Origin of the sequence: Citrobacter sp. RHB35-C21 (genome assembly GCF_013816515.1) — a bacterium.
Classification (GTDB): Bacteria; Pseudomonadota; Gammaproteobacteria; order Enterobacterales; family Enterobacteriaceae; genus Citrobacter; species Citrobacter braakii.
This window is the reverse complement of record NZ_CP057147.1, coordinates 1,586,564-1,600,175: the sequence shown is the minus strand read 5'-3', so window position 1 is coordinate 1,600,175 and position 13,612 is coordinate 1,586,564. Positions and strand designations below refer to the sequence as shown.

Here is a 13,612-nt window from a genome sequence, read left to right as displayed (position 1 = left end):
AATCAGAGGCTTTCAATCAGCAATTTGCCTTTGCGATACATCATGTTGCGCAGGAACACCACCATCAGAGCCGTAATCACCGCACCTAACAGGATCCCCGCCATATAGACGCCGAGGTTAGTGACCAGCGGCCATGCCCAGATGGCCGATTCCGGGAACCACTGCACCGCCCCCAGCCAGACGGCAGCCGTCGATCCGACAATAGCGCCAACCATATAGGATGGAATTGCCGTGATGGGGCTTTCCAGTGCGAACGGGATCGCCCCTTCGCTGATGCCCATAAACGCGAGGAACATTGCCGTTTTCCCTTGCGGGTAGAGCTGTGCGTTGAACAGGCGTTTGCCGGTTAAGCGCCGGTCGAGAAGCGTAGCCAACCCGAGGCCAATTGGAGGAATCACGATGGCAATAGAGCGTGCGGTTACCGGCAGAACGTGATCGGTAGTAAAGCTGAAGGCGACAAATCCTGCGGCTTTATTAATCGGACCGCCGAGGTCAATCGCCGTTGCCGCAGAAATCCCCATCGCGTACATCAGCGTGCCTTTCTCTCCAGCCGCCGTCAGCAGAGAACGAATTCCGCCGTTGATCCACCCGCCAAACGGCGTTATCACGTAATACATCGCCAACATGACGAAGATCGCGGAAAGAATGGGCAGTAAAAAGGTGGTTTTGAATGCCAGCAGGAAATCAGGCAACTGGATTTTTTGGTTCATCCACTTCACCAGATACCCGGCGACAATCGAGATAATCAGCGCGCCAATAAAGGTTGACGGGACGGGAGCACTGGTTGCCCATTGCAGCGTCGCTGGGTCAAAATTCAGTATCTGTGTGGGCTGAGTGGACATCAGTCCACCAATGAACCCCGCCGGAAACGCCAGCTTACCGCCGATAGAGTTGGCGACAAACGCGGCAAACATCGGAATAGCAAAACCAAACAGCACGCCGCCAAAAGATTGCGACAGCCAGGCAAACTTCAGTAATGAGAGATTAAAACCGCTGAATTTTCCGCTGTTCAGTGCATCCATGATGCCGGTGTCAGCAGGAATATCGAGCCAGCTATAGGCGATCAGTTGCGAGAAGGCGAGAATTACCCCGCCCATAATTAACGTCGGTACCATGCGCGAAATACCCGACATCACATGCTGCGGAAGTTCGCCCCAGAAGCTATTGTGGGAGGCCGGTGGATTTTTTATTGCCGCTGCCGCACCAGATGCGCCAGGCACAACGGTTGCACTGCGTTTTTTAATGGCCATACGTAATTCCCTGTCGATGATTATTGTTGTTCAGCGGCAACCATCTCTTCGATCTCTTTGATGATGCCGGCTGCATTTTTTATCGCGTCCTGTAACGTAATTTCGTAGACGTCACGCGACTCAAAACGCTCGTTATCTTCCGGAGTAACGGCAACAGAATGGATGATCAACGTTGCCTCTGCGATATCCTGCGCCGTCAGGCGATTTTGAATTCCGTCCGCACCCTGGGTTTCAATTTTCACTTCATAACCCGCTTCAACCGCGGCTTCTTCCAGCGCCTGAGCCGCCATGAAGGTATGGGCCAGACCCATTGGGCACGCGCAAACGGCAATCAGTTTTTTGCTCATAATCATTTCCTCGTAATAGTTAACGAGTGAAATTATGGTCCGGGGAAAGTAACGACCGTTATCAGACAAATAATGCTTTTACTGGACAAATAATCCCGCCATTCGGAAATGTGACGAAGGTCGGAAAGGCGGGCGGCAGGCATAAAAAAACCGCGTAATAAACGCGGTTTTGCGGGATATATGTAAGCCGGATAAGCGCTGTGCACCGTCCGGCATTGGTCTTACAAAATATGGCCCAGCGTCTGGCGCAGATGCGCACCGGAACCAAGCAGGCCCGGGTTATCATGCACGATCAGATATACCGGAATATCCTGTACGTAGGCTTTAAAACGCCCCTTATCTTCAAAACCACCACGGAAACCCGAAGCTTTAAAGAAGTCGAGGAAGCGCGGTACGATGCCGCCAGCGATGTACACACCGCCAAACGTGCCCAGCGTTAACGCCAGATCGCCGCCAAAACGCCCCATGATGACGCAGAACAGCGACAGCGCGCGACGACAGTCGATACAGGAATCGGCCAGCGCACGCCCGGTGATGTCCTTCGGCTGCAGATTTTCCGGCAGGCGCCCGTCTGATTTGACGATGGCGCGATACAGATTAACCAGCCCCGGACCTGACAGTACGCGCTCTGCGGAAACGTGACCAATTTCCGCACGCAGGACCTCAAGGATAATCCCTTCTTCTTCGCTGTTAGGCGCAAAATCCACGTGACCGCCTTCACCGGGCAGGCTCACCCAGCGTTTATCTACATGCACCAAATGCGCCACGCCGAGTCCGGTACCTGCGCCATAGACAGCAATCGGTTTGCCTTCAACAGGTTCCGCACCGCCAAACTGGATCAAATGCTCTTTCTTCAGCATCGGGATCGCCATCGACACGGCGGTGAAATCATTGATGATTTCCAGATGGCTGAAGCCCAGATTTTTTTTCATCTCAGCAATAGAGAATGCCCAGGTATGGTTGGTCATTGCCACCCAGTCACCGGTTATCGGACAGGCAATGGCAATACAACCATCCTCAACGCTGACGCTATGCTCATCCAGGTATACGCGTACTACCGCCTCGAGGCTTGGGTAATCCAGCCCGGAATAGGTTTTTGCCTGCGAAATCTCGCCGCTGGCAATGTCGCACAGAGCAAGACGCGCGTTGGTGCCGCCAACATCACCTACTAAAGCATATTTTGTCATTCTTCCACTGCTCCGCTAAAGTCAGAATAAATCTTTGCCACACTGTAAATTCATGGGGGCATAACAACAACGCCCTGAAGGCTGATGCCCGTGGAAAATCGATCCAGATCACATAATTACTTTATCGTTTCAGCACCATTTGCAGCGATGCGGTTGCGCAGGCTGTGCAAACTATGTCTATGACTCTGTTTTAAGGAATAGAATATGCTTCATCCACGAGCCAGAACGATGCTCTTGCTATCAACTCCTGCGCTAATTATTGGTATTGCCTCCAGCCTGGTGTTGATCGTTGTGATGAAAGTGGCGTCCGTTTTACAGCAATTTTTGTGGGAACGCCTGCCCGTTAGCATCGGTATTGCCCAGGACTCTCCGCTGTGGATTATCGGCATGCTGACGCTCACGGGGATCATGGTCGGGTTAGTTATTCGCTACAGCCAGGGTCACGCGGGACCGGATCCTGCCTGTGAGCCGTTAATTGGAATGCCGGTCCCCACCTCAGCAATTCCGGGCTTGCTGGCAGCGCTCATCCTCGGCCTGGCGGGTGGCGTCAGTTTGGGTCCGGAACACCCGATCATGACCGTGAATATCGCACTGGCTGTGGCACTCGGCAGCCGTATGTTTCCCCGCATTGCTAAGCTGGACTGGACCATCCTCGCCTCTGCCGGCACCATCGGCGCGCTATTTGGCACCCCCGTTGCCGCCGCGCTGGTCTTTTCACAAACGCTGAATAGCTCGGACAATGTTCCTTTGTGGGATCGCCTGTTTGCACCGTTAATGGCCGCCGCCGCGGGCTCGCTGACCACCAGTCTGTTTTTTCACCCCCATTTTTCACTGCCTATCGCGCACTACACGCAGATGCATGTGATCGATATCCTCAGCGGTGCGGTCGTTGCCGCCATCGCCATTGCCGCCGGGATGGTGGCTGTCTGGTGTCTGCCGCGTTTACACCATTTAATACATCGATTGAAACACCCGGTCCTGATTCTTGGGGCTGGCGGCTTAATCCTCGGCATTTTAGGCGTTATCGGCGGACCGCTTACCTTGTTTAAAGGACTGGACGAAATGCAGCAAATGGCATTTAGCCAGACGCTGGGAGCATCGGATTATTTCATGCTCGCCGTGATCAAATTGGCGGCATTAGTGGTTGCAGCTGCGAGTGGTTTTCGCGGCGGGCGAATTTTCCCGGCAGTATTCGTTGGGGTCGCGCTTGGCCTGATGCTGCACGCCCACGTTGAAGCGGTGCCAGCGGCCATTACCGTCTCCTGCGCGATTCTTGGACTGGTGCTGGTCGTCACCCGTGACGCCTGGCTGAGCCTGTTTATGGCAGCAGTGGTGGTGCCAGATTCCACCCTGCTGCCGCTGCTGTGCATCGTCATGCTGCCCGCCTGGCTGCTGCTGGCGGGCAAACCGATGATGATCGCCGAGCGTACCGATAAGTAGTTAGCCTCCGTTACGCGTTTCCAGCGCACGGGTCACCGTGCGCAATAGCTCAGGAAGATCGGCTTTCGGTAGTACCACCTCAATTAACGACAATCGTTGCGGATGGGACAAACGGGCCAGCACTTCTTCCAGTTGTACCGCCTGCTCCACACGCCAGCACTCCGCCTGACATTCACGACGAAACGCCTGCGGCACCTGCGTCCAGTTCCAGGCAGCGATATCGTTATAGCGCTGATTTGCCCCATGTATAGCCCGCTCCACGGTATAGCCGTCATTATTTAGCAGCAAAATAACGGGAGATTGCCCGTCTCTGAGCATAGAGCCCAGTTCCTGAATGGTGAGCTGCGCCGCACCATCGCCAATAATCAGGATCACCCGGCGGTCCGGGCAGGCGGTTTGCGCGCCGAATGCAGCCGGGAGCGCGTAGCCGATAGACCCCCACAGCGGCTGAACCAGCACCTCCGCTCCACCGGGTAGCATGAGCGCAGCCGCGCCAAATGCAGCGGTCCCCTGGTCGACGAGGATAATGTCATTGGGCGCCAGATACTGCTGCACCGTATGCCAGAAATTTTCCTGCGTCAGAGGTCCCTTCTCAACCTGAATACGCCTAACTGGCGGGCGTTCTGGCGGCAGTGAAAAGGACATCTCCAGACACAGCTCCCGCAAGGTGGTTACCGCCTGCTCCATCGGGACGTTAAACCAACGGTTTCCAATCCGTGAGGCATGTGGCTGCACCTCAATCGTGCGCTCCTGTGGTAACTGTTGCGTAAACCCGGCGGTCAAAGTGTCAACAAATTGTGTGCCAACACATACTATCGTGTCGGCATCTTCTATCGCCTGACGTACATAGTCGCTGCTGGCTCCAGCGCTGTAGGTGCCGACAAACGCCGGATGGCGCTCATCGAATAGCCCTTTGCCCATCAACAACGTGGCGTGGGCCATCGGCGTTTCCGCCATCCAGCGTTGCAATACCGGCTGCAGGCCAAAGCGCTGCGCGAGAACGTCTGCCAGAAGCGCTACGCGCGGGCTGTCCAGTAACCGCTCGCGGGCATGGTAGCGAAACGCTTCTGCCACGCTGCTTTCCGGCTCGCTCAGAGGAACAATCAGGATGTCATTCGGCGGCGTGGTCCGCTGTTTTGCCACATCAGCAGGTAACATCAGATAGCCCGGTCTGCGTTCGATGAGCATTGTTCGCAGCACGCGGTCAATTTCATAACAGGCGTTTTGTTCATCCAGCACTGCGCTGGCCGTCGTCACCGCCTGCTGCATACGATAAAAATGCTGAAAATCACCGTCCCCAAGGGTGTGATGCATCAACTCCCCGCGACGTTGAGCACCGCGACAGGGCGCGCCAACAATATGCAAAACAGGAACATATTCCGCATAGCTTCCCGCGATACCGTTAATCGCGCTTAACTCACCCACGCCAAACGTGGTGAGCAGCGCCCCCACCCCGGATACCCGGGCATAGCCATCCGCAGCATAAGCCGCATTCAACTCGTTCGCACACCCGACCCAACGTACGCTGGGATGTTCAATCACGTGATCAAGAAACTGCAAATTATAATCGCCAGGCACACCAAAGAGATGGCCAACACCACAGCCTGCCAGCCTGTCCAGCAGATAATCAGCAACGGAATACGGGGTTTGCATGACAGCTTTCCTTCTGACGGTAACCTCATGTTGAGTATCGAAGAACTGTGATGACTGTCCAGGAAAGTCGCTGTGAAGGGGGTGGAAAGCAAGATGTACAGTTTTCATCCCTAAATTTAATTGCAGCTGGCCTTGTGTAAACGTATACACTCAAAGTCACACCTTATCTGACAGGAGGCTATATGGCTTATCAGGCTGCTGAAAATCGTTATCAGACAATGGAGTACCGCCGCTGCGGTCAGAGCGGCCTCAAGCTCCCGATTGTATCACTGGGGTTGTGGCACAATTTTGGTGATACCACGCAGGTCGAGAACAGTCGGGCGCTGTTACAGCGTGCATTCGATCTGGGGATCACCCATTTTGATCTGGCGAATAACTATGGTCCACCGCCGGGTTCAGCGGAGCGAAATTTTGGTCGCATCCTGCAGGAAGATTTTTTACCGTGGCGAGATGAGCTGATCATCTCCACCAAAGCAGGTTACACCATGTGGGAAGGCCCTTACGGGGACTGGGGCTCACGCAAATACCTGATTGCCAGCCTCGATCAAAGCCTGAAGCGCCTGGGGCTGGAGTATGTCGATATCTTCTACCACCATCGCCCCGACCCTGAAACACCGCTCAGAGAAACCATGCGCGCACTGGATCATATCGTCCGTCAGGGCAAAGCGCTGTACGTAGGCCTCTCTAACTATCCGGCTGAACTTGCCCGGCAAGCGATTGAAATACTCGACGATTTAGGTACGCCATGCCTTATTCATCAGCCCAAATATTCTATGTTTGAGCGTTGGGTCGAAGAGAGCCTGCTGTCGCTTTTACTGGAAAAAGGCGTCGGTAGTATCGCCTTCTCACCGCTGGCTGGCGGGCAGTTAACCGACCGCTATCTGAACGGTATTCCTGCGGATTCTCGCGCCGCAAGCACCAGCCGTTTTCTGAATCCGGACCAGATCACCCCACAAAAACTGGAAAAAGTTCGAGCGCTGAACGCACTGGCAGAGCGACGTGGACAAAAGCTGTCTCAGATGGCGCTCGCGTGGGTTCTTCGGGAAGACAAAGTTACGTCTGTGCTGATTGGCGCCAGTAAACCGGCGCAAATTGAAGATGCCGTCGGCATGCTGGCAAACCGTCACTTTACGCCTGAAGAGTGCGCGGAGATTGATGCCATTCTGAGTCGGTTGAAATAAAGACACATTTATTAACAAAAAGTGCTCTCACTTGCGATTTAAGAGTTGTGGCGATGAAACGGGGCTTTACTGCCCCGTAATATTACGTTAACAGGCCGGCTACGGCTCGATCGTGAAGGAGAGAAAACATGTTCAGGTCACTGATTCTGGCGGCAGTCTTAATGGCTTTTACACCGCTGGCCGCGAACGCTGGCGAAATCACCCTGCTGCCATCAATAAAATTGCAAATTGGCGATCGCGATAATTACGGTAACTACTGGGATGGCGGCCGCTGGCGCGACCGGGATTACTGGCACCATAACTATGAGTGGCGCAAAAATCGCTGGTGGCGTCATGACAACGGCTACCATCGTGGCTGGGATAAACGCAAAGCTTATGAACGCGGCTACCGAGAAGGCTGGAATGACCGTGACGACCATCGCGGTCGTGGGCGCGGCGGTCACGGGCATCGTCATTAAGAAAAGGAACCTGTGGTAACAGAGAATTTTTAACAATGGCAAAGGGTTCCGTTCACCGTATGTTCATTGTTTCTCTGAAACCCTCATTCCCGTAACGGGCAAGGGAGGCTCACCGTCTCCCTTGCCACCCAGGCTTCCGGCAGGAAAAATCGTCACTTCGTGATCCATTCGCCTTATGTCGTCTTCCTTCGGATCGCTTCAGTACGCTGACTTTCAGTTCAATCCGTTTCGCTTTAATAAAAAATACCTTTGCGGCTAATCAATCCTTAAGTGACCAGCATTAGCCTGCAGGCTGCTTTTTTATGGTCAAATCCTGCGCTTTTTATTTTTCACTATTTGCCCTTGAGCAAAAATCTCCTGAACGTATCTTATCCTCAAGAGAATTCACGTCAGGATTAACTTATGAATGCTAATTTTAAGAATGAAATTCAGACATTCGGTCGATCGCTATTATTACCGATCGCCGTACTGGCGCCTGTGGGGATGGTCATGGGAATTAGCGCTGCGTTAGGGCAGAGCTATATGATTGATAAACTCCCCTTTCTGGGCAATGAAATTTTCAGAGCAATTCTCTCTTCTCTGGGATTAATCAGCAGCGTCGTTTTTAATAATATTCCTTTACTGTTCGCGATGGGTGTCGCCTACGGTATGTCTAAAAAAGAAAAAGGGATTGCTGTATTTGCATCCGTCGTGGCTTACCTGACTCTGCTTATCGCCATGCATGTGCATCTTAAGCTGGCAGGTACGCTGGCGAAAGAGGATATGGCTTTCGTCGGACAGGGAATGGTATTAGGTATTCAGACGCTGAAAATCGAAGCGCTGGGCGGTATTATTGCCGGGCTGCTGGCAGCTAAAATAACCGACCGTTTTTACCGGCTGCAATTACCTCTCGCTTTCGCCTTTTTCAGCGGTAAAAAATCCGTCGCGATCTTAGCCATTGCTTTTTCCATTCCCGTCGGCTTGATCATTCCTTTTATCTGGGATCTGTTTACCGCAGGTATGCGCGCCATATCAACAATAATGATGGCACCCAACATTGGTGCAGGTATCTATATGACGCTCAATCGCCTGCTGATCCCGTTTGGCCTGCACCACGTCCTCAGTTCCACCGTGCGTTTCACCGCGGCAGGCGGTACGTACCTGATTGACGGGCAGACCTATGTCGGTATTTTGCCCGCTATCAATAAAATCCTGTTTGAGCTTGGTCCCACCCATCCGGCCTGGAAAGAGTATATGCCGACGCTCACCAGCTATCTTGCCTCATCACAAATGCTCACGACGCTGTTCCGCGTTCCGGCGATTGGTCTGGCGATGTACCACATGGCCTATTTCAAGAATAAGAAATTTGCCAAAGGGATGATCCTGACCGTGGTGCTGACCGCCATGCTGGGGAATATTACCGAACCGCTGGAGTTCTCCTTCCTGTTTATCGCGCCAAAACTCTTTATTGTCTATGCGGTACTCTGTGGCTTATTGACCATTCCACTGCAATTACTGGAAGTCTCCATCGGCTATATTCGCGGCACCATTTTTGATTTTGGTATTTTCGGTTTGATGTATGAACACACCCAATGGATTAATTTAATTATCCTCGGCGTGATTAACTTTGTTGTCTTCTATTTCGTCTTCCGCTTTGCGATCGGTAAATTTGATATTAAGACCCCAGGCCGCGAGAGTGAAATCGCTGACAGCACCTTACTGAACAATAAAGAGTACGACAAAGTCGCCGAACTGGTGATTCAGGGGCTGGGCGGGACAGACAATATCAAGCGCGTTGAAAACTGCGTTTCACGGTTACGTATTGATTTGAAAGATCAGAAAAAAATGGACATGGCCATTCTTAAAGAATCTGGCTCGCTGGGAACCTTTATCCCCTCCAGCAACCATGTTCATGTGGTATTCGGCCCACACGTAGAATTTGTCCGTAACGCGGTAGACGACCGCCTCGTCGGTGCGAAATAAATTCAAGGAGATAGTAATGCGTGCACTGTATGATTCAAAAAGCAAAACGATCGACGATCGAGGAATGAAATCTCTGCTCGCGCAGCCAGCGCGGGTACAGTCATGGCTCGATGTTGAAGCCGCCCTGGCTCAGGCTCAGGCCGGACACGGCATGATCCCCGCCAGCGCCGCAGTCAATATTACCGCTAACTGCCACGTGGATAAGATTGACCTGACGGAAATGGAACGCCTGCTGCGCGAGATTGGTCACGGCTTCGTTCCGGTCATCAAAGTGCTGGTCAAAGCCTGTGACAGTGAAAGCGGAAAATACGTGCATTACGGCGTCACCACGCAGAATATTCAGCAAACCGCACAGCTTTATCTGGCAAAGCAGTTCGATACCATCATGCAGGGTTTTGTGGACGATATTCTGCGTAACCTGGCAAAGATGGCATCTGACCATAAAGCAACGATTATGGCCGGACGTACCCACGGTAAGCACGCGCTGCCCATCACCTGGGGCTATAAAGCCGCCGTGTGGATTGATGAGTTACTGAGCGCCCAGCAGCGCATGCGGGAAGCGGAAAAACGCGTCTTTACTGTGATGATGGGGGGAGCCGTGGGCGCCTTCCACGCGACCGGTGAAACCGGCCGCCGGGTTCAGGATAGCGTTGCCCAAAAGCTGGGAATGCATTCAATGGCGATTCCCTCCCGCAACTCGCGCATTTACCGCACTGAATACATCAGTAATTTGTGCCTGCTGGCGACGACGTTACACAAAATAGCCGAAGAGGTTTATCAGACCTCAAGCGAAGAGTTTGCCGAAGTTTCAGAAGCCTTCACTAAAGGCACCGTTGGCAGCAGCACCATGCCGCAAAAAGTGAATCCTAAACTGGCGAAGGGGATCATCGCCAACGCGCAGAAATTGTACTCAGTAATGACCTCCTGCCTGTATGTCAGCCCACGTCCCTTCGAAGCAGACAGCTCCGCTTACTTTATCTTTGACGGTAATATTCAGGAGAGTATGGAGTTAATGGCTGAGATTGTGATGCGAGCCGAAGAGTTGACGCGGACGCTGGTCATCAATCCTGGTCGTATGCGCCAGAATGTGCAGTTAACGCATGGTCTTATTAATAGCGAAAAAATCATGATGCAGCTGGTGGAAAGGCTGGGCAAAGATGCCGCACATGAACGCGTCTACCAACTGGCAATGCGCAGCACGCATGAAGGCATCCCCTACGCTGATGTGCTGCGTGATGACCCTCTTATTCGCCAGCACTTTAGCGACTCAGAAATTAATACGCTGCTGGATCCTGCTCACTACATCGGCCTTTGCGCAGAAATCGCCGAGGAAACGGCCGCTCGCGTATGGGAGAAAGACAATGGCTGATCCCCTGCTTTCTCTGGCAAGTGAACGCATTGTCACCCCGAATGGAATCGAAAGCGGCTATCTGCATATTGAAAGCGGACGTATTTCTGGCCTCGACAGTACACCGCGAGGAAAAATCGTCGATTATCGCCATGCCATGCTGATGCCCGGTTTTGTGGATATTCACGTTCACGGCTGGGGGAGAGGGTCGTTTGCCTGGAGAGGTGAACGCCGTTCTTTGCAGGCGATGAGCCGGGATCTGGTTAACGCCGGGGTTACCGCATGGCTTGCAACATCAGCCACCCAGCCGGAAACGTTCTTGCTGGAGAGTCTTTCCACCGCCGCGGACTGGATTGCAGACGCAAAAGCGGAAGATGGTGCCGAAGCGGTGGGTATTCATATGGAAGGCCCCTTTATTAACCCTGCATACAGCGGAATGCAGAGCAAGGACGCGATTCAACCACCCGATATCGAAGGGTTCAAACGCTATCAGCACGCCGCGAGGGGAAATATCCGTCTGATGACGCTCGCACCCGAACTGCCGGGCGCCCTGGCGCTAATCCGCTATTTACGCCAGTCAGGCGTCACCGTGTCAGCCGGTCATACCGACGCCACCTTTGATGAAACCACCCTCGCCATTGAAGCCGGTTTAACCCACTTTACCCATGCCTTTAGCGCCATGCGCGGGCTGCATCACCGGGAGCCTGGCGTGGTGGGGGCGCTGATGTACCATCAGAATACGTATGCCGAGGTGGCAAAGCAGAGCGGGATTACGTTGCGACCAGAAGTGTTCGACATTCTCTATCGGTTGAAAAAAGATCGCCGGTTGGTCATGGTCAGCGATTGTCTGGGATATGTGGATTTTCCCGAAGGATCTGAATTCCACCATTACCTGCGCCAGGAGACGTTTCGCATTCACAATCATTGTCTTGAAATCACCGACCACAGCGGAAAGACCCGAACGGTTTCACCCACGGAGTGGTCCGAAGTGTGCAAACTGGAGATGAGCTTTCTTGACTCCGTGAAAAATGTGGTCGACAGGCTGGAAAAAGGCTGGGTTTCAGCCGCGCAGATTGCCTGCCTTAATCCGGCTATCCTGGCGGGTGTTGATGCGAGAAAAGGCAGCCTGACGTCAGGAAAAGATGCCGATATTCTCGTGTTGGGTGCAGAGTTAAACCTGGAAGCCGTCTGGTGTCGCGGCGTTTCGCAACCTCTGGCTAAATAAAAATATCACTGTAATGCGTATCAAGAAAAATTTTTAACGCCTCCTGGCTCATTCCCTGAACCTGCTGAATAAAGTCCTCAGCAGGTATTTTTTTGCGCGCGGAGGGAAGTCCATTTTCGCGTAATAACAGGAGATCGTCCTGCGTGAGCCAGAAATTCACTTTGACATAATCCAGCCCGGCGTAGCGGAGATGACTCGATATCTTGTTTGTAAAGGTAATCAGCAGGTCGAATTCGAGCTGCTGAAGCCGCGCAATCTCATTGATGTTGATGCAGGCGGGGATTTCAATATGGAAGCGGGAGAAAAGCATCTCTTTAAAATAGCCTACCTTACTCTCTGACGAGTTCGTCACAATAATGACCCGCTTTTTCTTATCGCCAACAACCCGATTTTTGAGCGCATACTTTTTGATAATCAGCACCAGGGTTGCCAGATGAATAGCAGAAAAGGTCGTTTGCCAGTGATGTTCAATCTCTTTCACCGCATACTGGACATGTTCCCATAGCTCAGGATAGCGTCGCTGGACATCATGGAGCTTTTTATCATCGAACCAGAGATGAAATTTATTCTGGATGATGGCGGCATAGATAAAATTATAAATCTCCGCAAACCAGGCGTGCTGATTGTGAATGGTGTTCTCCAGACATCCGGCTAAAGCGTGACAGGTGCGCTTAACGTAAGAGACCAGCCGGGCGTCGTATAATGTGAAGGGGCGATGAGTAAACGTCAGTGAAGCAATCAGCAGATCCAGACAGATATTTTCATCCGCATCAGGCAATACGGCATAAGCAAAGGTTGTCAAAAACTCAGCCGCCGAACTCTCCGTAATTCTGTGTCCCCTGCGGATACGGTGCAGGGCAAGGCTAAGATAGACCAGTAAGTATTTTCTGCCGTTATATCCCAGGGCGATGACCGGACTGATTTTCTCTTCGTAATAGTCTGCCGCCTGGTTTATCTCTGCAGCACACTCATGAAGAAACTGTTCGGCAATTGAACGGCCTGTCGGCTCATTGGCCTGGTGGGCGATTAGTCGGTGATCCTCACCAATTTCGACCGTTTTTAGTATCGTCATGCACGCCGCCAGCCGCAGCTGGAACTCATCCCCCGCAAGCCGGGAGCCCTTACGCGGGATACTTTGCACAATCAGATCGCGTTCCTGCACCAGGCTCATCATGACGGGATTATCATTTTTTACCGTTCCCGCACTGACATAAAATTTTTTGTAATAATCATTTTTATTCACCACATCGTGCAAACAGAGCGCCACAAAGAGATCCTTCACCCTTTCTTCTGCCGTAGTGATATAGCGATTAAACTGGACGCGCGCTAAAAACTGTCGGTATTCGCTGTAGCCAATCCGGGTGGTAATAAACTGATTATCCTGATGTAGCTGGACATTTTCTGGCAGAAGTTCATTGAGCTCTTTCATTGTCCGTTTTAGCGTGGAGAGCGTTTTACCGAAACGCTCGACAGCCTCTTCAACGGGGAGCGGACTGTTGTCCTGGAGATATTTCAGGAAAGAGAGATCAAAATGATTCATGAACGCCTGCCAGTTAATTAT

Annotated in this window: 11 protein-coding genes; 6 read left to right on the top strand and 5 right to left on the bottom strand. The window is 52.5% G+C overall.

Annotation, left to right across the window (positions count from 1 at the left end; translation table 11 throughout):
• Window positions 1–2 precede the first annotated feature (2 nt).
• The 3 genes from HVZ39_RS07730 to glk form a co-directional block, all read right to left on the bottom strand.
• Window positions 3–1,250 carry a PTS fructose transporter subunit IIC gene (locus HVZ39_RS07730; protein ID WP_016157076.1) on the bottom strand — a complete coding sequence of 416 codons (1,248 nt, stop codon included), beginning with the start codon at window positions 1,248–1,250 and terminating at the stop codon, window positions 3–5.
• A gap of 20 nt (window positions 1,251–1,270) precedes the next feature.
• Complete coding sequence (locus tag HVZ39_RS07725) at window positions 1,271–1,597, bottom strand: fructose PTS transporter subunit IIB (protein ID WP_003028254.1); 327 nt, start codon at window positions 1,595–1,597, stop codon at window positions 1,271–1,273.
• A 221-nt stretch (window positions 1,598–1,818) separates the two neighbouring features.
• Window positions 1,819–2,784 carry a glucokinase gene (glk, locus tag HVZ39_RS07720; protein ID WP_016153902.1) on the bottom strand — a complete coding sequence of 322 codons (966 nt, stop codon included), beginning with the start codon at window positions 2,782–2,784 and terminating at the stop codon, window positions 1,819–1,821.
• 204 nt (window positions 2,785–2,988) lie between these two features.
• On the opposite strand from glk, the gene HVZ39_RS07715 reads away from it, so the two are divergent.
• Entirely contained in the window at window positions 2,989–4,224 is a 1,236-nt protein-coding gene (locus HVZ39_RS07715) for an ion channel protein (protein WP_047416352.1), read from the top strand.
• Here the strand turns inward: HVZ39_RS07715 and HVZ39_RS07710 are convergent, their stop codons facing one another.
• Window positions 4,225–5,877 (bottom strand): thiamine pyrophosphate-binding protein, encoded by a 1,653-nt coding sequence (locus tag HVZ39_RS07710; protein ID WP_046275538.1) that lies wholly within the window; start codon window positions 5,875–5,877, stop codon window positions 4,225–4,227.
• Window positions 5,878–6,059: 182 nt separating this feature from the next.
• On the opposite strand from HVZ39_RS07710, the gene mgrA reads away from it, so the two are divergent.
• The 5 genes from mgrA to HVZ39_RS07685 all read left to right on the top strand — a co-directional run bounded on the left by mgrA (window position 6,060) and on the right by HVZ39_RS07685 (window position 12,051).
• Window positions 6,060–7,058 (top strand): L-glyceraldehyde 3-phosphate reductase, encoded by a 999-nt coding sequence (mgrA, locus tag HVZ39_RS07705; protein ID WP_065554067.1) that lies wholly within the window; start codon window positions 6,060–6,062, stop codon window positions 7,056–7,058.
• A 128-nt stretch (window positions 7,059–7,186) separates the two neighbouring features.
• Window positions 7,187–7,516, top strand: coding sequence for a DUF2502 domain-containing protein YpeC (gene ypeC / locus HVZ39_RS07700; protein WP_016153906.1), 330 nt, complete (start codon window positions 7,187–7,189; stop codon window positions 7,514–7,516).
• Window positions 7,517–7,918: 402 nt separating this feature from the next.
• Complete coding sequence (locus tag HVZ39_RS07695) at window positions 7,919–9,478, top strand: PTS transporter subunit EIIC (protein WP_016153907.1); 1,560 nt, start codon at window positions 7,919–7,921, stop codon at window positions 9,476–9,478.
• A gap of 16 nt (window positions 9,479–9,494) precedes the next feature.
• On the top strand, window positions 9,495–10,847 hold the full coding sequence (locus HVZ39_RS07690) for an adenylosuccinate lyase family protein (protein WP_049281513.1): 1,353 nt from the start codon (window positions 9,495–9,497) through the stop codon (window positions 10,845–10,847).
• Entirely contained in the window at window positions 10,840–12,051 is a 1,212-nt protein-coding gene (locus HVZ39_RS07685) for an amidohydrolase family protein (protein WP_075847694.1), read from the top strand. Before HVZ39_RS07690 ends, HVZ39_RS07685 begins: the two co-directional genes overlap by 8 nt.
• Here HVZ39_RS07685 and HVZ39_RS07680 read toward each other — a convergent pair.
• Window positions 12,044–13,591: a hypothetical protein gene (locus HVZ39_RS07680; protein ID WP_181633423.1), complete on the bottom strand. Its 1,548-nt coding sequence runs from the start codon at window positions 13,589–13,591 to the stop codon at window positions 12,044–12,046. The two genes, HVZ39_RS07685 and HVZ39_RS07680, sit on opposite strands and share 8 nt — an antisense overlap.
• Window positions 13,592–13,612 lie beyond the last annotated feature (21 nt).

Bases quoted from the DNA above. Each gene is read 5' to 3' on its own strand.
- HVZ39_RS07730 (WP_016157076.1), bottom strand. From the start codon at position 1,250: ATGGCCATTAAAAAACGCAGTGCAACCGTTGTGCCTGGCGCATCTGGT.
- HVZ39_RS07725 (WP_003028254.1), bottom strand. From the start codon at position 1,597: ATGAGCAAAAAACTGATTGCCGTTTGCGCGTGCCCAATGGGTCTGGCC.
- glk (WP_016153902.1), bottom strand. From the start codon at position 2,784: ATGACAAAATATGCTTTAGTAGGTGATGTTGGCGGCACCAACGCGCGT.
- HVZ39_RS07715 (WP_047416352.1), top strand. From the start codon at position 2,989: ATGCTTCATCCACGAGCCAGAACGATGCTCTTGCTATCAACTCCTGCG.
- HVZ39_RS07710 (WP_046275538.1), bottom strand. From the start codon at position 5,877: ATGCAAACCCCGTATTCCGTTGCTGATTATCTGCTGGACAGGCTGGCA.
- mgrA (WP_065554067.1), top strand. From the start codon at position 6,060: ATGGCTTATCAGGCTGCTGAAAATCGTTATCAGACAATGGAGTACCGC.
- ypeC (WP_016153906.1), top strand. From the start codon at position 7,187: ATGTTCAGGTCACTGATTCTGGCGGCAGTCTTAATGGCTTTTACACCG.
- HVZ39_RS07695 (WP_016153907.1), top strand. From the start codon at position 7,919: ATGAATGCTAATTTTAAGAATGAAATTCAGACATTCGGTCGATCGCTA.
- HVZ39_RS07690 (WP_049281513.1), top strand. From the start codon at position 9,495: ATGCGTGCACTGTATGATTCAAAAAGCAAAACGATCGACGATCGAGGA.
- HVZ39_RS07685 (WP_075847694.1), top strand. From the start codon at position 10,840: ATGGCTGATCCCCTGCTTTCTCTGGCAAGTGAACGCATTGTCACCCCG.
- HVZ39_RS07680 (WP_181633423.1), bottom strand. From the start codon at position 13,591: ATGAATCATTTTGATCTCTCTTTCCTGAAATATCTCCAGGACAACAGT.